Here is an 18137-nt window from a genome sequence, read left to right as displayed (position 1 = left end):
AGGAGGAGAGAAGATGGCAGATAAGAATACAACATCAACTATTAACCTTGCTGCTGCCGAAGAACTCCCTAAGGCACAGAGCAAGTTCAAAGAATTTGTAAAGAAATTCATGAAGAGAAAAACAGCAGTGATTTCTCTGGCATTTATTGTTTTTATTATTTTGATGGCGATCATCGGACCGTATGTAGTTCCGTATGATCCTCAGGCACCTGATTACACAGCTATGATGCAGGGACCCAGCGCAGCTCATATCTGGGGAACCAACGAATACGGACAGGACGTATTTTCACGTCTGATGGTCGGTACCAGACTTTCCCTGACATGTGCACTGACAGCTACCATTATCGGTACAGCACTCGGTGTTGTCCTTGGACTGATCGCAGGTTTTTACGGCGGACTAATCGATTCCCTGATCATGAGATGCTGTGATGTACTTTTTGCTTTCCCTGATATCCTTCTTGCAATCGCAGTTGTTGCTATCATCGGACAGGGTATGGTGAACGTTATGATCGCTGTTGCGGTATTTACAGTACCGTCCTTTGCACGAATCATACGAAGTGCTACGATTTCTGTAAAACAGGCTCCTTATGTAGAAGTAGCCCGTTCTCTGGGATGTTCCAATATGAGAATCCTGTTTGTACACATTTTCCCCGGAACTATCCAGTCCATGATCGTTAATTTTACAATGCGTGTAGGTACTGCGATCCTTGCAGCTTCATCCTTAAGCTTCCTGGGATTTGGTGCGAATGTTACAGAGCCTGACTGGGGTTCCATGCTTTCCACAGGACGTAACTATCTGAACACAGCTCCTCATATGGTACTGTTCCCTGGTATTCTGATCTTCCTTACAGTTCTGGCATTTAACCTGCTGGGCGATGGTCTCAGAGATACCCTGGATCCAAAGATGAACTAGGAGGAAGAAGCTATGGCAGAAAAATTATTAGAAGTAAAGAATCTCCGCACGGAGTTTAAAAGAGATAAGACATGGGTGACAGCAGTCAATAACGTAAGCTTTTCCATTCAGCCAGGTGAGATCCTTGGTCTGGTAGGAGAGTCTGGATGTGGTAAATCCGTAACATCCCTTTCAGTTATGGGACTTCTGGCACGAAACAGTAAGATTTCCAACGGGGAGATCCTGCTCAATGGGAAGGATCTTCTCAAAGAAGATAAAAAAGGCATGAGAAAGATCAGAGGACGTGAAGTTGCCATGATCTTCCAGGAGCCTATGAACTCTCTGAATCCATGTATGAGAATTGAGAAACAGCTGACAGAAGCAATCCTTCTTCACAATAATTTCTCAAAAGAAGAAGCACATAACAGAGCATTTGAGGTACTGAAATCTGTAGGTATTCCTGAGCCGGATATGACACTGAAGAGTTACCCGCATCAGCTTTCAGGCGGTATGTGCCAGCGTGTTATGATCGCTATGGCAATGTCCTGTGAGCCGGAGCTTCTGATCGCAGATGAGCCTACAACAGCTCTTGATGTTACGATTCAGGCACAGATCCTGGAACTGATGGAGGATATCAGAGCTAAGAAAAATACAGGTATCCTGATGATCACACACGACCTTGGCGTTGTGGCAGAAATGTGTTCCAGAGTTGTTGTTATGTATGCCGGACGTATTGTGGAAGAGGCACCTGTACATGACCTGTTTGCAGATCCTCGCCATCCATATACACAGGGTCTGATCGGTTCTGTGCCAAAGCTTGGAAGCGGCGTGGAATCCCTGCCATCTATCCCGGGAAGTGTACCGGATCTGTCTGTGATGCCCAAGGGATGTAAATTTGCACCGAGATGTAAATATGCGACGGATATCTGCCATCAGCAGGAGCCGGAGCTTGTAAGCATCAATGAGGCAGGCACAAGAAAATGCAGATGTCATCTGCTGAACAAGAGCGGAAAGGAGGCATAACCAGTGAGCGAGCCCTTATTATCAGTAAAAAATATGAAAAAAACATTCCAGGCAAACGGAGGAATGTTCAGCAAGAAGAAACTTGTCCATGCTGTAAATGATGTATCTTTTGATATTTATCCGGGCGAAACCTTCTCTCTGGTAGGAGAGTCCGGTTGTGGAAAGTCCACCACAGGTAAACTGATCGATCATCTGATCATACCGGATTCCGGCGAGATCTGGTTTGAGGGAAAAGAGATTTCCAAACTTACTGAGAAGGAAATGCGTTCTTTACGCTCTGACATCCAGATGGTATTCCAGGATCCATATGGTTCCCTAAATCCAAGAATGAAGGTTCAGGATCTTATCGGTGAGCCGCTTCTGATCCATACAAATATGAGTGCAGGTGAGAGACTTAAGAAGGTTCATGAACTTCTGGGAACCGTAGGCTTAAGCCCGTCTCACGGAGAACGTTATCCTCATGAATTTTCAGGCGGTCAGCGTCAGCGTATCGGAATCGCCAGAGCACTGACTGTACAGCCAAAGCTGATCATTGCAGATGAGCCTGTATCAGCACTTGATGTTTCCATTCAGGCACAGGTACTGAACCTTCTTCAGCAGCTGCAGAAAGATTTTAATCTTACCTATCTGTTCATTTCTCATGACCTGAGTGTTGTTGAGATGATCTCAGACAGAATTGGTGTTATGTACCTTGGTACGATCGTAGAGACAGCACCAAAGAAAGAGCTTTATGCAAATCCAAGACATCCATATACCAGAGCACTTCTCTCTGCAGTGCCGATCCCGGATCCGGATCTGACAAAGGAACGTATCACATTAAAAGGTGATCTTCCAAGTCCAAGCAATCCGCCAAGTGGATGTCTGTTCCATACACGATGCCCGCATTGTACAGAAAAATGCAAAGCACAGGTGCCGACACCTGTTGAAATAGCACCCGGACATATTGTAAAATGTCATTATCCGGAGATTACAGAATAAATAACAGATATCCGTCTGGGACAAAATATAAAGGATCATCGTGAATGGATGAAGAAAGAAGAGGCTATGTTTACTGAGGAAAGACAAAGCGCAATAGAGAAATGCCTTCGTGAAAACGGAAAAGTCAAGGTTAAGGAGTTGAGCGAGAGGTTTCAGGTTACGGAGGACTGTATCCGTAAAGATCTTAAAATTCTCGAAAACGCCGGAAAATTAAAAAGAACCTACGGTGGAGCGATTCTTTCGCAGGATTATCCGCTGGAAAGGGATGTGGTAGACAGACGCCAGTATAACCTTGACAAAAAGAAAGCAGTTGCAGCCAAAGCATTTAAACTGATCAAGAATAACGAAACGATTTTTCTGGATATTTCTACCACAAATATAGAACTGGCAAAGCTTATTGCAGCGTCAAATATGAGAGTGGTAGTTGTGAGCAATATGATAGATATTCTGCAGATCCTTGCCACAAATCCATCAATTACTGCCATAGGTACCGGGGGAACAATGTACAGGACAGTAAATGGATTTATGGGGGCTGCAGCAATAGAAGTGATCAAGCAGTACAGTTTTGACCGTGCATTTATAGGAAGCTGCGGTGTAGACATGACCGATTGTGCAATTACTACATTGGGGGTAGAGGACGGATTGACAAAAAAGGCGGCCGTACACAGCAGCAGACATAAGTACGTTGTTATGGAGAGGGAAAAGTTTTATTTCAATGATTCTTATAAATTTGCGCACTTTGATGATATCAGTGGAATCGTTACAGATGAATTTCCAGATAGTACGATCGTGAATACTCTGGAAAAGGCAGGGGTGAAATTGTTTTAGCTGAATCTGAGGAAACGGATAATTTTATCCGGGAAAGATGGAGGAAAGTACGTGAAAGAATACATATTGGAGGCATGTGTGGATTCCGTGGAATCTGCCATGGCAGCGGCTTCAGGAGGTGCAGACAGACTGGAGCTTTGCAGTAATCTGATAATAGGCGGAACCACTCCGGGACCGTGGCTTTTTGAAGAGATAAGAAAGCGTTCGGATATCAGGATCCATGCCCTGATCCGTCCGCGCTTTGGGGATTTCTGTTATACAGATGCAGAGTTTTCCATAATAAAGAGTGCAGTAGAAGATTTCAGAAAAATGGGTGCTGAAGGTGTAGTATTTGGGGTGCTGAAACCGGATGGCACATTAAACATGGAACAGATGAAGGAGCTTATGGAGGCTGCAGGGGATATGTCAGTAACACTCCACAGAGCTTTTGATGTGTGCGTTGATCCGCTGGAAACTATGGAACAGGCAATTTCACTGGGAATTGATACGATCCTTACTTCAGGACAGCGCAACGTATGTCTGCAGGGAGCGGATCTTCTTAAGGAACTGCAGGAGAAGAGTGAGGGACGTATTACGATCCAGGCAGGAAGTGGTGTTGGTGCAGAGGTGATCCGACAGCTCTATCCGCTTACGGGGATAAAGGCTTACCATATGACAGGAAAGCATGTGATCGACAGTGAGATGCAGTTTCGGAAAGAGGGAGTTAATATGGGACTTCCAATGATCAGTGAATATGAGATATGGCGTACGGACGTTGACAGTATCCGTGCTGCAAAGAAAGTTCTGGAGGAATTATAATGGCAGAACCGAAGATTTTTTTGAAGGAGAACAGGGAGCGAATTGAAAAGAATTACCTGGAGCAGACGAAGAGTCTGCCCCGGGTTTTTGCGCCTATAGATGAAAAAATACAGAAATGTGCAGAAGAGGTGGCACTTGCATGCAAGTATTTATATGCATTTATGCCGTACAGTGATATTGGAAACTATCCGTTTGAAGTATTTCTGGATTATGCTGAAAACGGTGTACAGCTGTGGAGAGAGAATCCGCAGGTAGCAGATATGCCTGAGGATATTTTTCTGAATTATGTACTGTTTCACAGAGTAAATGAAGAAGAGATCGCACCCTGCAGAACTTTTTTCCGAACAGAGATCGGAACAAGAATACAGGGAATGGATTTCAGAAAAGCAGCTCTGGAAGTGAACTACTGGTGTGCAGAGGAGGCAACTTATCATTGTACGGATGACCGTACTTTATCTGCACTCTCTGTATATCGCAGAGGTAATGGAAGATGTGGGGAAGAGTCTGTTTTTACAGTTAATGCACTGCGAAGTGTAGGTGTGCCTGCACGTCAGGTATATGCACCGAAATGGTCTCACTGTGATGATAATCATGCGTGGGTGGAAATCTGGTGTGACGGTAAATGGTATTTCCTGGGAGCCTGTGAACCGGAAGAAATCCTGAATAAAGGCTGGTTTACCAACGCATCCTCAAGGGCAATGATGATCCATTCCCGTATATTTGATACAAAGATCCCGGAAGGTGAAGTAATAGGCAGAGATGGCATGGTAACCATGCTGAATGAACTGAAAAGATATGCAGTTACAAAGGAGATTACTGTATCTGTAAAAGATGATCAGGGACTTCCGGTGGAGGGGGCTGAGGTTTCCTTTGAGGTACTCAATTATTCCGAGTATGCACCGATCGCAGAGAAAGAAACAGACGGGAATGGCAGGGCCGCACTGACAACAGGTCTTGGAAGTCTGCATATTTCTGTAAGAGCATGCTGTAACGGAGAATGGCTTCATGCTGAGAAAGCAATGAACACAGAGACAGAGGACAGCTGTGAGATCTGTCTGAGGAATCAGACTGCAGGAGAAAATGCAGGATATGAGAAGTGGACAGCAGCAGATATGCTTGCTCCTCATGATGCACCGGTAAATACAGATATGCCTGATCCTGAACAGAAGGAAAGAGGAAATAAACGTCTGGTAGCTGCCAATGCACACAGAGAGCAGAAGGTAAGAAACTGGAGAAATCCGGAGTGTGAGCGTTTCCTTCAGAAAGAGGTAAACAGGATAGAGAAGGCTGTTGCTGCTTCGTACAGAGAGGATCTTCTTAACATTCTGACAGAGAAAGACAGAACAGACTGTCTCAGTGATGTTCTTGAAGAGCACCTGGATCTTGCGACTCCGTATCATGGTATGATGAACAGGGATACATTTGTATCTTATGTGCTGAATCCAAGAGTGGATGATGAGGTCCTTCAGAAATACAGAAGAGAGATAAAGAACAAATTTTCCAGAGATGAGAAGCAGGGGCTGAGAAATGATCCATCCCAGATCTGGAAGCTGGTAGAGAAAGCTGTTGTTTCCAGACCTGAGAAAGAACGCTCAAGTGTGATCACAACACCTGCAGGATGTCTTAATACCTGTACAGGAAGCTTCCTGTCAAAGAAAATCCTTTTTGTTGCAATGGCAAGAACGCTGGGAGTTCCGGCACGTCTGAATCCTCATGACCGTTCTATGGAATATATGGAAAACGGAAAGTTTGTTCCTGTACTTGCAAAGACAGAGAAGAACAGTACTCTGATCCTGAAATCGGGAGAAGATACACAGTGGAAATATTTCCAGAACTGGAGTATTGCAAAACTGGAAAATGGCAGATATGTGTCTCTGAAACTGGGTACAGAGGCATTTGAAAACCAGCATATGAATCTGCCACTGGAATCCGGAAAGTACAGGATCCTTACTTCGAACAGACTTCCAAATGGAAATATGTTTGCAAATGAATATCATTTTGAGATCCAGCCTGGAGAGACAAAAGAGATAGATCTGGTTTTAAGAGAGGCAGATCTGGAAGATATGCTGGAGAATATTTCCATGCCGGAATTTACTCTGAGAAGAGAAGATGGAAGTACAGTAAAAGCTTCAGAGCTTACTGCCGATGGAAAGCATATCCTTGCATTCCTGGAAGAAGAGAAAGAGCCTACAGAGCATATCCTGAATGAAATGATGGAGCAGGAAGAAGCTTTTGCAGTATATGCAAAGAAGATCATTTTTGTAGTGAGAAGCAAGGATGCTCTGGAAACTCCTACACTGTCAAAGGCCCTGAAAAAACTGAAGAACGTTCAGATTTATTACGATGATTTCTCAGAGATCATCAATACCCTTGGAAGACGTATGTATGTAGATCCGGATAAACTTCCGCTGATCATTGTGACCAATGGAAGTCTCAATGGAATCTATGCGACCAGCGGTTATAATGTGGGAACCGGAGATATGCTGCTCAGACTGATGTGATGACAAAGACCGGGTGAGCAGCAAGGCTGTCCGGCAGATACAGATCCGGAATAGAAGGTTAAATAATCATATGAATACAGGAGATATAGAGTATGTATCAGTTTAACAGAGAAGAATATGAAGCACGCATGAAATGGTATCAGGAAGCCCGTTTTGGAATGTTTATCCACTGGGGATTATATTCTATCCCTGCAAGAGGCGAGTGGGTACGCAGTACAGAGGAAATTCCGGAGGAAGAATATCTTCCTCTTATGAAGGAGTTTGATGCCAGAGACTATAATCCGAAGCAGTGGGCAAAAGAAGCAAAAGCTGCAGGGATGAAGTATGTAGTTCTGACAGCGAAGCATCATGATGGATTCTGCTTATTTGACAGTAAATATACAGATTATAAGGCAACAAACACACCTGCAGGACGAGATCTGATCAGTGAGTATGTGGAAGCACTCAGGGAGGAAGGTCTGAAGGTGGGAATCTATTTCACATTACTTGACTGGCATCATCCGGACTATCCACAGTACGGAGACAGGATACATCCTATGAGAAACCATCCTGAATGCAGTAATGAGAACAGAGATTTCTCACGTTATACAGAATACCTCTATAATCAGGTAGAGGAAATCTGTACAAATTATGGAAAGATCGATATCATCTGGTTTGATTTCTCCTATGATGATATGAGAGGAGAAAAATGGGGGGCAACAAGACTGATCGATATGGTCCGCAGATTACAGCCGGGAGTTATTATTGATAACCGTCTGGAAGTAAGCGGTGAGGGAAGAGGCTCTCTTTATGAATGTGATCCGAAGCCATATCATGGCGATTTCGTAAGCCCTGAACAGATTATTCCACCGGAAGGAATCTGCGATAAAAACGGAGATCCTATGGTATGGGAAGCATGTTTTACAATGAACAACAACTGGGGATACTGTGCAAATGATCATTATTACAAACCGGCTTCCATGCTGATCAAAAAGCTGGTAGAATGTGTTTCCAAAGGTGGAAACATGATCCTGAACGTAGGTCCTGATGCAAAGGGTAAATTCCCTAAGGAATCTTCTGCAATCTTGGCTGAAATCGGACGCTGGATGGAGTATAATCATGACAGTATTTACGGATGTGTTCCTGCAAAAGATATTCCGAAACCGGATTATGGACGTGTTACCAGAAAGGGTAATAAATATTATGTACATATTTATGAGAACACATTAGGTCCTTTGCCTTTGATCGGATTTGATAAGAATAAGATCGTAAAGGTGCGCGCATTGGCTGACGGACATGAAGTGCCCCTGTCTACAGCATGGGTACACAGTGATTACCCTGACATTGCATTTGTAGACCTGGGACCGGACCCTGTATTACCGGATCCGGTAGACTATGTACTGGAAGTGGAAATGGAAGAATAAACTAAAACGGATATGTCAATAGAATAATCCCCTGGAAGTACTGATTAACTTCCGGGGGATTATCTTGTGATACAAATATGTACTGTTATATAGTACGCATATAACGCTTTAGTTCCTCGTAAAAATTTTCTCTGGTTCCTGCCATGATAACGATGATTATCAGATCATCAAGCTGTCTCACCCTATATGCCAGTTCATAATTAGTTTTATTATAATAAATGTCATAACCGTACATTCCTGCCAGATCACCTGTCTTTTCTTCGCCGATGGAATAATCTTCACATATCATTTCAATAGCTTCTTTGTACAGAGATTTCAGCTTTTTATCTTTGAGTTTTTTCAGAAATTTTGCTGCAGGTGGAAGGATCTGTACCTGTGTCATTTTTCATCCTCCGTTCCGAAAACATCCTCTAAGGAGTATCCTCCTGATTTAGATTCTGCGATCCGGTCTGCTTCGGCAAGCATTGCTTCAACTGCCGGACGGACTTTTCGCTGTGCCTGTTTAAATTTCTCAAGTAATTCTTCACCGCTATATCCCTGTCTGATCAGATCGGCAAGAATCTGTTCGGCAAATTCACCACTTGTATTTTCTTTAACGGGGCGTAAAATCAGTTCGTTTCCACGCATGATACATTCAGCTTCCGTATTAAAACCCAGAAGCGTAAAAAATTTCTGTGGGATAGTAATCTGGCGTTTAGATGAAATACTGACTTTTTTTGATTCCATGGATGCGCTGCCTTTCAATGGGATTGTTGCTGTTGCCATTCGTGTATGCCTCCTTCCTATTTTATGTTCATTTATTCTGTAATATACATGTTGCTTGGTTTCTTTGTTCTTTGTTATATTGTAAAATATTATGTTTGGAATGTCAATTCATATGGTAAAGATATCTGATACAGTTTTTTTCATTTTTAGCTTTAATCTTATATACTCAAAAAAATCTATGGGATTGACAGCCATACAATAATCAGCTAAATTTTTGTATAGATATTGTGTTTTTGTGAAAGGCAGGCGAGTTTTTGTTGAAGGTGAAGTGTCTTGCATCTGAAAATAATTTAAAGGCTGGAAATAGGAAAAGAAAGCGATGTTTCTGGTTATCAATAGTATTTATGGCAGTCTTGCTGCTGAGTATCTCTTATTCTCCGGTATTTGCAGAAGAAACAGACGATACAGACGATACAGGATGGGTTACTGAAAATTCTAATATATATTATACTGTTAATGGCAAACGAGTAAAAGGCTGGAGAAAGATTGATAAAAAATACTATTATTTTGATACCAATTATATTTTGCAGAAAAACAAAATTGTGGATTCAAAGAAAAAGGGATATTACTATGTGGATCGAAGTGGCGTCCGTGTTACAGCACCGGAGATTAAGTATGCAGTTTCATTTGTGATGAAAAACTCATCTCTAAAAGACTCAAGGAGCAAACGATTACGGGATTGCTTTGAGGCATTGTGTAAATATCAGTATTACAGAGGCTGGCTGGATGACGATATTTCTGTTGCTTCCATTTCATCCTATGCGAAATATATGTTCCAAAATCATCGGGGGAATTGTTACAGATATGCTTCTTCATTGGCATATATTGCAAGAGTTCTGGGATATGACAGCCGGGTGGTTGCCGGAGGAGTAACCGCTTATGCACATAATAATTTATCTCCTCATGGATGGTGCGAAGTAAAAATTGGAAACAAATGGAAAATGTGTGACTGCAGTATGCAGAATGCGCATAGAGACAGGAACCTGTTTCTGGTAACCCGCAAGGCATATCCTTTCAGACTCCGTTGTGATAAAGCATTTACTATGAACATAAAAGGTGGAAAAGTTACCTGGAAATAAAGCGGGAACTTTCAGAGAACAAAATGATTCTACAGGGGAGTAACAATGGAAGACAATTTTGAAAAATTAAATCTGCTTTTGGAGCAGGAATTGTGTGAATTTGTGGATATTCCGGATGGTTTTAGCGGACAGACGGAGAATGGAGAATTACGTCTGATCTACCTGATGAATGATGCAGTAGAAAGCTTTCTGGTTCTGAAAAATGCCAGGATGACGGGAAATTATGTAAGGGATTATGAAGGGGAATTTGAGGGCTCTTTAGAGAAAGCAGACAGGGATTTATGTGAGGCAGAGTATATTCTGGTGGTTCATCAGGGGCGGAACGTGTTTACTGTATTCTTTGAAGATATTTTGCTGGAAACTCATTTGTACAACTATGGAGAGCTGGGACATTTCTGGGTGAAGGGCTATGAAAATCTCAGAGTAATGGAGTATCAAATTGCTATATTGCGTGATAAATATGAGTATCTGGGAGAAGAATATTGTACTGAACAGGAACGAAAGCTGGCGATGCTGCGTGATTTCCCACCGTTAAATTATCTTTTTTATCCTGCAGTACCGGAGAAGTATATTGTTCCGGTGGACAACCCATGGGAGGTAACGGCGGAAGCTCTGGCAGTTATGCAGGAACTGGCAACGGAAGCGGGAGATGAAAAACTGGGAAAAATGCTCAGGCGTTATGAAAAAAATCCGGACATGTCAAATGCCAGAAAAATTGCAGGAATGATTTGTAAGAGAAGCCATTTACCGGTGGTTACTCTGTTGGGAGAAAAAATCAGGGAAGCAGCTTCGGTCTACCCGGACAGAGATTTTGGAAGGAAACAGAATGAATATCTGCAAGAACTGATGGAAAAAGCGGAACGAAGAAAAGAAGAATTGGAAGCAGAGAATGTTCAGACTCTGATCTACAGAGAAGAACCTTTCATTTATGACTGTGATTCCATATCGTTTCAGGTATATCTTATGATTGTGAGAAAAGGTGTATGGAAGCAGAAAATAATGGTCGAGAAAATGTAAAGTAGTCTGAACAGGAATAAAGAAGGGATTATAATATCAATGGATAAATTATTAGACTTAACAAGAGACTTTGATGCAGCGAAAGCTGCTTTTGAAGCATATCTGGATGAATATGACAGAGCGGATGATAAGATTCATCTGAAAATTGTACATACTTATGGAGTGGTTGATGCTTCGGAGGACATTGCCCGCCGTATGGGACTGGATGAGGAAGATGTACAGCTGGCGAAAGTAATAGGATTGCTCCATGATATTGGCAGATTTGAACAGATCAGGAGATTTGACAGCTTTGAACCGGGAACTATGGAGCATGCAGCATATGGTGCGCAGCTTCTGTTCGGACCGGAGAAAATGATTCGTAGATTTGTGAAGGATGACAGGTTTGACAGTCTGATCTGCACTGCGATTGAGAAGCACAGTGATTTCAAACTGGAAGGAATTACGGATGAGAGAATTCTGCTTCATGCAAAATTAATCCGGGATGCAGACAAGCTGGATAATTGCAGGGTAAAGCTGGAAGAGTCCATGGAAACACTTCTGGGAGTGGATGAGAAGGGAGCAGGTGAAGGAGTGATCGCACCAAAGGTGTGGGAATCCTGTATGGCAAAGGAATCTGTATTATCTTCAGACCGGGTTTCAAAAGTGGACTACTGGATTTCCTATATTGCCCAGTATTATGACATCAATTTCCCGGAAACCTATGAGATCATGGGTGAACATGATTATGTGAAACGGATCATGGACAGAGTTCCCTATGCATTACCGGAAACACAGGAAAAGATGGACATTCTGGCAGCAGAGATGGAGAAATATATGGATGAGAAAATTCGAAACAAAAAATAAAAATTGCGAAAAGCAATAAACAGTGGGTGGGGACATATGAAAAGATAAGAGTGAACAAAATGGATATGGATAAAACAGAGAAGAATCAGGAGAAATTCACCTGCGGAGAATTCGAATATCAGGTCATAAGAAGTGCCAGAAAAACCATGACTCTGGAGGTTCGCAGGGATGGAAACGTAATCGTTCGCGCACCTCTCCGTACAGGTCTGCCGAGGATCAAAAGATTTGTAAACCAGAAGCAGGAGTGGGTTCTGGGATGTCTGGAACGGACAAAAGAATACCGGGAACAGAAGCCGCTGAGCGCAGATCTGAGCGAATCGAAACGAAATGTCTATATACGAAAAGCAAAAGAAACGATTACCAAAAGAGTTTCTTATTTTGCCAGACTCATGGGCGTTTCTTACCGCAATATCACCATCAGAGAACAGAAAACAAGATGGGGAAGCTGCAGCAGTGAGAAGAATCTGAACTTTAACTGGAAACTGATACTGGCACCTCCGGAAGTGCTGGATTATGTAGTGGTACATGAACTCTGCCATCTGAAGGAAATGAATCATTCGAAGGCATTCTGGGACGAGGTCGGGAAAGTAATGCCGGAGTATGAGACGTACAAGTTGTGGCTGAAAGAAAACGGATGGAAGTTATAAATATATCTTTGGGTGTTGATATTTTATAACTCTTGAAAAGAAATACTTTGATGTGAATTTAAGGGGATAAATGTTAATGAAAATGATAGCTGATCTGCACATTCATTCCAGATTTTCCATGGCGACAAGCAGAGAGGGTACGCCTGAGAATCTGGATTTCTGGGCGAGAAAGAAAGGGATTTCTCTGATCGGAACAGGGGATTTCACGCATCCGGTATGGAGAGAAGAACTGAAGGAGAGACTTGTTACAGAGGGAAACGGTCTGTATCGTCTCAGAGATGAATATGTAAAAGAAGAAAGCCGGAAGTTTCCGGGAAAAGGAACACGTTTTGTTGTATCCGGGGAAATCAGTTCTATTTATAAGAAAAATGGAAAGACCAGAAAAGTACACAATGTAATCCTGCTTCCCAGTCTGGAGGTAGCAGATGCCATGGCACAGCGTCTGGAAAAAATCGGAAATATTCACTCAGATGGTCGTCCGATTCTTGGTCTGGATAGTCATGATCTTCTGGAAATGATGCTGGATGTATGCCCGGAAGGAATTCTGATTCCGGCTCATATCTGGACACCTCATTTCTCTGTATTAGGTGCGAAATCAGGATTTGATTCTGTAGAGGAATGTTTCGAGGAACTGGCACCGTATATACATGCACTGGAAACAGGGCTTTCCTCTGACCCGGCTATGAACTGGAGAATTTCCAAACTGGACCGCTATCAGCTTGTATCCAATTCAGATGCACATTCCCCGTCTAAGCTGGGGCGAGAGGCGAATCTGTTGGATATTGACTGTTCCTATGAAGGACTTTATCAGGCAATCCAGACTGGCGAAGGGCTGGAAGGAACAGTAGAATTTTTTCCTGAAGAGGGGAAATATCATTTCGATGGTCACAGAAAATGCGGTGTATCATTAAGCCCGGTGGAAGCAGAACGGCTTGGAGGAATCTGCCCTGTTTGCGGAAAGAAGCTGACCATGGGTGTAGATCACAGAGTAGAACAGCTTGCAGACAGAGCGGAAGGTTTTGTGAAAAAAGATGGTAAGAAATATGAAAGCCTTGTACCTCTGCCGGAAGTAATCTCTGCATGTATGGGCTATTCCACTGCAAGTAAGAAAGTGCAGGGATGTTTTGAACAGATGATTCAGACACTGGGGACAGAATTCGACATTCTGCGAAATGTACCGTCAGAAGATATTAAATCCTGTGCAGGAGAACGGATTGCGGAAGGAATTGAAAATGTAAGAACCGGAAATGTGAAGAGAATTCCGGGGTATGATGGGGAATATGGAAAGATTGAATTGTTTGAGGAAAATTAAACATAGAATGATGAAATTATAAAACGGCCTATAAGAGAATGATTAGCGAGGAAATAGTGTATGAAGAAAATAGGGATTATTTCAGATACCCATGGCCTGCTCAGATCGGAAATACTGGAAATTTTAAAGGGTTGCGATTGTATTATCCATGCAGGTGACGTAAACAAACCGGAAATTCTGGATACACTGCGTATGATGGGTTCTATTTATGTAGTCCGAGGAAATAACGACAAAGATTGGGCAGAGGGAATGGCGAAAACCTTACACTTTACCATAGAAGGGGTAAAATTTTTCATGACTCACAATAAAAAAGATGTAGACTGGGATTTAAAAGACACACAGGTAGTCATCTTCGGACACACCCATAAATACTTCGAAAAAATGATAGATAACCGCCTATGGCTAAACCCGGGAAGCTGCGGCCCCAGACGCTTCGACCAGGAGATCACCATGGCAGTAATGACAGTCGATGATGGAATCTATCAGTGGGAAAAGGTTACCATGATTCCGAAAAAGTAGTATAAATATCAGAGCAAAACTTCTTTTTGAAAATCAATCATGAGTTTTCGAAAAGAAGTTTTTTATTTCGTTCTATCTGTCAGTTTTTTTGCGCCGTTTTTGGTCAGTTTGTAGAACTTAACTCATTAAGTTGACTGTGAATTAATTATTAAGTATACTAACACTAAAGACAAGAACCTGTACAGGGAAGTATTGTGGAGATGATACGTACAGCAGGTGCATGACAGAAAGGAGCAGAAATGGCTGTTCAGTTTAATGAAGACAAGAAAATCTTCCGTCTGGATACGAAAAAAAGTACTTACTTAATGGGAATAACTCCGGAAGGATATCTGGGACATATTTATTACGGAGACCGGTTATATAAAGCAGCAGAGAATTACATGCTGCGCATGGAGGAGCCGCCGTACACACCATCTGTAAACAAAAGAGAGAAATCTTCTTTTCTGGACAGTTTCCCGATGGAATATCCGACCGGCGGCATCGGAGATTATCGTGAAAGCTGTTTAAATGTGCGCAATGAAGCAGGACAGATGGGATGCGAGATCCACTATGTTTCACACGAGATCTACAATGGTAAGAAAACACTCAAGGGACTTCCGGCATCTTTTGGTACAGAGGAAGAAGTACAGACTCTGGATATCCTCTGCGAAGATGAGATCCTGGGACTGCAGGTAGTGTTAAGCTATTCTGTATTTGAAAAAGAGAACGTGATCACAAGAAGTGTGAAATTACTTAATAAAGGAAGCCAGAAGCTTAAAATCGAGAAGATCTACAGCGCATGCCTGGATATGGACAATGAGAATTTTGAGATGCTGACACTTCATGGTTCCTGGGCAAGAGAGCGTCACATCCAGCAGGGACCGCTCCGTTACGGAAAACAGATGGTATCCTCTACAAAAGGAGAATCCAGTCATCAGGAGCATCCTTTTGTGGCTCTGGTAACACCGGGAACCACTCAGCAGCAGGGCAAAGTTTACGGAATGCATTTCGTATATTCCGGAAACTTTATCGGACAGGCAGAGTTAAACCAGTTTGATTCTGTTCGTACAGTTATGGGTATCAACAAAGAAGAATTCGGCTGGGTCCTGAAAGAAGGAGAAGAATTTCAGGCACCGGAAGTTGTTATGACGTATTCTCATGAAGGCCTGGGAGAAATGACCAGAAGCTATCATGATTTCTACAGAAACCATATGATCAGAAGCAAATATCTTCATAAGAAGAGACCAATCCTGATCAATAACTGGGAAGCTACCTATTTTGATTTCAACACTGATAAGCTGTTAGATATCGCAAGAGAAGCGAAGTCCTGCGGTATTGAGATGCTGGTTATGGATGACGGCTGGTTTGGCGTGAGAAACAGCGATAACTGTTCTCTTGGCGACTGGAAGGTCAACACAGATAAGATCACAGGCGGCCTGAAACATCTGGTAGATGAAGTGAACAAGATCGGTCTTGAGTTTGGTATCTGGTTTGAGCCGGAGATGATTTCTCCAAACTCTGATCTTTACAGGACGCATCCGGAATGGGCAATCCAGATTCCGGGAAGAGAAGCAACACAGAGCAGACAGCAGTACGTCCTTGATCTTTCCAGATCGGAAGTACTGGATTATGTATATGAAAGCGTGGCTTCTATCTTAAGAAGTGCCAATATTGCTTATGTGAAATGGGACATGAACCGTCAGTTAAGTGACCTGGGAAGCACTTATCTGGGAACGGAAGAGCAGCAGGAACTTTTCCATCGTTATGTCCTGGGCGTTTATGCACTGCAGGAGAGACTGGTTACAGAATTTCCTGATCTTCTTCTGGAAAACTGTTCCGGAGGTGGTGCACGTTTCGATCCGGGTATGCTATACTATAGTCCACAGATCTGGTGTTCTGATGACACAGATGCCATCGAGCGTTTGATGATCCAGGAAGGAACTTCCCTGATCTATCCCTTATCTACCATGGGTGCTCATGTCAGCGACTGCCCGAACCATACAGTTGGCAGGGTGACACCTTTTGAGACAAGGGGGCATGTGGCGCTGGCAGGTACCTTTGGATACGAACTGGATGTGACAAAGATTCCGGAAGAAGACAGAAAGATGATTCCGGAGCAGACAAAGATGTACCACAAATATCATGAGCTGGTACGTGAGGGTGACTACTACAGAATCGCATCCTACAGAGAAAATCATCTGTACGACTGCTGGGCAGTAGCTGCCAAAGATAAGAGTGAAGTTCTGGTAACCTATGTGCATGTACTCAGCACACCCAATGCCCACAGCAGAAGAATCTTCCTGCAGGGATTTGATCCGGAAGCTGTCTATGCACTTGAGGGAACTGAAGAGAAATATACAGGCGAGATGTTGATGAAGTGTGGTTTCCTTGTAAAAGGATTCTGGGGAGACTTTAAGAGTAAATTGTATCATTTTGTGAAAGTGACTGAGTAAAGGGGATAAGAAAGGACATATAATGTAATGGGAAAAGTAAGGATGGCTGATATTGCCGCAAAGGTAGGAGTCAGCACTGTAACTGTTCACAATGCTCTGTCCGGCAATAAGGGCGTTAGTGATGAGATGCGGGAGAAAATCCAAAAGGTGGCAGATGAGCTGGGGTATCATCAGATGACGGCAGCAGCCAAGCGTGAAAGAAATAAAGGTGGCCTGCGCAATATCGGTGTCATTATTTCAGAGAAATATTTGGCGGCATATACTACTTTTTACTGGAAAATGTATCAGGAGCTTGCTTTGGTTGCTACTGATAAGAATTGCATGGCTGCAGTGGAAATACTGAAGCAGGATATGGAGGAGAATTTTATCCTTCCGAGAATTCAGGAAGAACATACCGTGGATGCTCTGATCGTAATGGGGGAAATCAGCAGGGAATATATTCATTTTATGAAGAAACATACTGATGTGCCGGTAATATTTCTGGATTTCTATGACAAAGAGCTGGCTAAAGATGCAGTTATTGCAGATAATTTCTATGGAATGTACCTGATGACAGGATATCTGTTTGAACAGGGATTTACAAAGATGGCGTATGTTGGTTCTATTCATGTGACTAGCAGTATCATGGACCGTTACTGTGGTTTTTATAAAGCACAGTTAGAACATGGACAGGTTCTGCCGGAAGAATGGCTGATCGAAGATCGTGATGAGAAAGGTGTTTCTATAAATATTAAACTGCCGGAACATATGCCGGAAGCCTTTGTATGCAACTGTGATCTTACAGCCGGAAATTTGATCGTGGAACTGGAAAAACAGGGATATCGTGTACCGGAAGATATTTCAGTAGTTGGATTTGACAATTATCTGTATCCGGGATTTCCTGATAAAAAAATTACCAGTTATGAGGTAAATACCCAGGTAATGGTGAAGGTTGCACTGGAAAAGGCATTGAAACAGATTAAGAACCCTGCTTCGGGACGAGGCCTGAGCGTTGTTTCAGGAAAGATAGTAGAGAAGGAAAGTGTACGGAAAAAGATTTAGCGGAAATTTGAAAACTAAATATAAAATTAAATATAAATTAAATATAGTACATGAAAACA

Annotated in this window: 16 protein-coding genes and 1 pseudogene; 15 read left to right on the top strand and 2 right to left on the bottom strand. The window is 42.7% G+C overall.

Translation table 11 applies throughout. The annotated features are described in order from the left end of the window. Positions 1-13: 13 nt before the first annotated feature. From ACTNC6_RS09875 to ACTNC6_RS09845, 7 genes are all read left to right on the top strand, one after another. Positions 14-913, top strand: a complete 900-nt coding sequence (locus ACTNC6_RS09875; protein WP_441043977.1) for an ABC transporter permease — start codon at positions 14-16, stop codon at positions 911-913. Between the two features lie 12 nt (positions 914-925). Continuing rightward, the gene (locus ACTNC6_RS09870; RefSeq protein WP_441043976.1) at positions 926-1915 is read left to right on the top strand and encodes an ABC transporter ATP-binding protein; all 990 of its coding nucleotides are present in this window, start codon (positions 926-928) and stop codon (positions 1913-1915) included. A 3-nt stretch (positions 1916-1918) separates the two neighbouring features. After that, a complete protein-coding gene (locus tag ACTNC6_RS09865; protein ID WP_303242317.1) occupies positions 1919-2893 on the top strand; it encodes an ABC transporter ATP-binding protein in 975 nt (324 codons plus the stop codon). Between the two features lie 48 nt (positions 2894-2941). Further along, positions 2942-3721, top strand: coding sequence for a DeoR/GlpR family DNA-binding transcription regulator (locus ACTNC6_RS09860; protein ID WP_441043975.1), 780 nt, complete (start codon positions 2942-2944; stop codon positions 3719-3721). Positions 3722-3772: 51 nt separating this feature from the next. Further along, positions 3773-4519 carry a copper homeostasis protein CutC gene (locus ACTNC6_RS09855; RefSeq protein ID WP_441043974.1) on the top strand — a complete coding sequence of 249 codons (747 nt, stop codon included), beginning with the start codon at positions 3773-3775 and terminating at the stop codon, positions 4517-4519. Continuing rightward, on the top strand, positions 4519-7020 hold the full coding sequence (locus ACTNC6_RS09850; RefSeq protein WP_441043973.1) for a transglutaminase domain-containing protein: 2502 nt from the start codon (positions 4519-4521) through the stop codon (positions 7018-7020). The genes ACTNC6_RS09855 and ACTNC6_RS09850 overlap by 1 nt, the downstream gene beginning before the upstream one ends. A gap of 92 nt (positions 7021-7112) precedes the next feature. Then, positions 7113-8423, top strand: a complete 1311-nt coding sequence (locus ACTNC6_RS09845) for an alpha-L-fucosidase (protein ID WP_441043972.1) — start codon at positions 7113-7115, stop codon at positions 8421-8423. 85 nt (positions 8424-8508) lie between these two features. On the opposite strand, the gene ACTNC6_RS09840 is transcribed toward ACTNC6_RS09845, so the two are convergent. Next, entirely contained in the window at positions 8509-8805 is a 297-nt protein-coding gene (locus ACTNC6_RS09840; RefSeq protein WP_118631054.1) for a type II toxin-antitoxin system RelE/ParE family toxin, read from the bottom strand. Next, on the bottom strand, positions 8802-9188 hold the full coding sequence (locus tag ACTNC6_RS09835; protein WP_441043970.1) for an AbrB/MazE/SpoVT family DNA-binding domain-containing protein: 387 nt from the start codon (positions 9186-9188) through the stop codon (positions 8802-8804). Before ACTNC6_RS09835 ends, ACTNC6_RS09840 begins: the two co-directional genes overlap by 4 nt. Before the next feature lie 263 nt (positions 9189-9451). On the opposite strand from ACTNC6_RS09835, the gene ACTNC6_RS09830 reads away from it, so the two are divergent. From ACTNC6_RS09830 to ACTNC6_RS09795, 8 genes and pseudogenes are all read left to right on the top strand, one after another. Further along, positions 9452-10267 (top strand): transglutaminase domain-containing protein, encoded by an 816-nt coding sequence (locus ACTNC6_RS09830; protein WP_441043996.1) that lies wholly within the window; start codon positions 9452-9454, stop codon positions 10265-10267. A gap of 45 nt (positions 10268-10312) precedes the next feature. Then, on the top strand, positions 10313-11284 hold the full coding sequence (locus ACTNC6_RS09825; RefSeq protein ID WP_441043969.1) for a DUF3878 family protein: 972 nt from the start codon (positions 10313-10315) through the stop codon (positions 11282-11284). Between the two features lie 39 nt (positions 11285-11323). Then, positions 11324-12127, top strand: coding sequence for an HD domain-containing protein (locus ACTNC6_RS09820; RefSeq protein WP_441043968.1), 804 nt, complete (start codon positions 11324-11326; stop codon positions 12125-12127). A 59-nt stretch (positions 12128-12186) separates the two neighbouring features. After that, a complete protein-coding gene (locus ACTNC6_RS09815) occupies positions 12187-12774 on the top strand; it encodes a M48 family metallopeptidase (protein WP_055053344.1) in 588 nt (195 codons plus the stop codon). A gap of 76 nt (positions 12775-12850) precedes the next feature. Next, positions 12851-14077: pseudogene (locus ACTNC6_RS09810) on the top strand (endonuclease Q family protein); the annotation flags it as partial. A 69-nt stretch (positions 14078-14146) separates the two neighbouring features. After that, positions 14147-14605 (top strand): metallophosphoesterase family protein, encoded by a 459-nt coding sequence (locus tag ACTNC6_RS09805; protein WP_441043967.1) that lies wholly within the window; start codon positions 14147-14149, stop codon positions 14603-14605. A gap of 239 nt (positions 14606-14844) precedes the next feature. Further along, the gene (locus ACTNC6_RS09800) at positions 14845-17037 is read left to right on the top strand and encodes an alpha-galactosidase (RefSeq protein ID WP_441043966.1); all 2193 of its coding nucleotides are present in this window, start codon (positions 14845-14847) and stop codon (positions 17035-17037) included. Positions 17038-17064: 27 nt separating this feature from the next. After that, the gene (locus ACTNC6_RS09795; protein ID WP_441043965.1) at positions 17065-18078 is read left to right on the top strand and encodes a LacI family DNA-binding transcriptional regulator; all 1014 of its coding nucleotides are present in this window, start codon (positions 17065-17067) and stop codon (positions 18076-18078) included. Positions 18079-18137 lie beyond the last annotated feature (59 nt).

It is taken from the genome of Blautia sp. HCP3S3_C4, assembly GCF_052064095.1.
Taxonomy (GTDB): Bacteria; Bacillota; Clostridia; order Lachnospirales; family Lachnospiraceae; genus Blautia_A.
This window is presented reverse-complemented; position numbering and strand designations above follow the sequence as displayed.

Excerpts from the sequence above, each read along its gene's own strand:
- ACTNC6_RS09875 (WP_441043977.1), top strand. The coding sequence starts at position 14 with ATGGCAGATAAGAATACAACATCAACTATTAACCTTGCTGCTGCCGAA.
- ACTNC6_RS09870 (WP_441043976.1), top strand. The coding sequence starts at position 926 with ATGGCAGAAAAATTATTAGAAGTAAAGAATCTCCGCACGGAGTTTAAA.
- ACTNC6_RS09860 (WP_441043975.1), top strand. The coding sequence starts at position 2,942 with ATGAAGAAAGAAGAGGCTATGTTTACTGAGGAAAGACAAAGCGCAATA.
- ACTNC6_RS09850 (WP_441043973.1), top strand. The coding sequence starts at position 4,519 with ATGGCAGAACCGAAGATTTTTTTGAAGGAGAACAGGGAGCGAATTGAA.
- ACTNC6_RS09845 (WP_441043972.1), top strand. The coding sequence starts at position 7,113 with ATGTATCAGTTTAACAGAGAAGAATATGAAGCACGCATGAAATGGTAT.
- ACTNC6_RS09840 (WP_118631054.1), bottom strand. The coding sequence starts at position 8,805 with ATGACACAGGTACAGATCCTTCCACCTGCAGCAAAATTTCTGAAAAAA.
- ACTNC6_RS09835 (WP_441043970.1), bottom strand. The coding sequence starts at position 9,188 with ATGGCAACAGCAACAATCCCATTGAAAGGCAGCGCATCCATGGAATCA.
- ACTNC6_RS09825 (WP_441043969.1), top strand. The coding sequence starts at position 10,313 with ATGGAAGACAATTTTGAAAAATTAAATCTGCTTTTGGAGCAGGAATTG.
- ACTNC6_RS09820 (WP_441043968.1), top strand. The coding sequence starts at position 11,324 with ATGGATAAATTATTAGACTTAACAAGAGACTTTGATGCAGCGAAAGCT.
- ACTNC6_RS09815 (WP_055053344.1), top strand. The coding sequence starts at position 12,187 with ATGGATATGGATAAAACAGAGAAGAATCAGGAGAAATTCACCTGCGGA.
- ACTNC6_RS09805 (WP_441043967.1), top strand. The coding sequence starts at position 14,147 with ATGAAGAAAATAGGGATTATTTCAGATACCCATGGCCTGCTCAGATCG.
- ACTNC6_RS09800 (WP_441043966.1), top strand. The coding sequence starts at position 14,845 with ATGGCTGTTCAGTTTAATGAAGACAAGAAAATCTTCCGTCTGGATACG.
- ACTNC6_RS09795 (WP_441043965.1), top strand. The coding sequence starts at position 17,065 with ATGGGAAAAGTAAGGATGGCTGATATTGCCGCAAAGGTAGGAGTCAGC.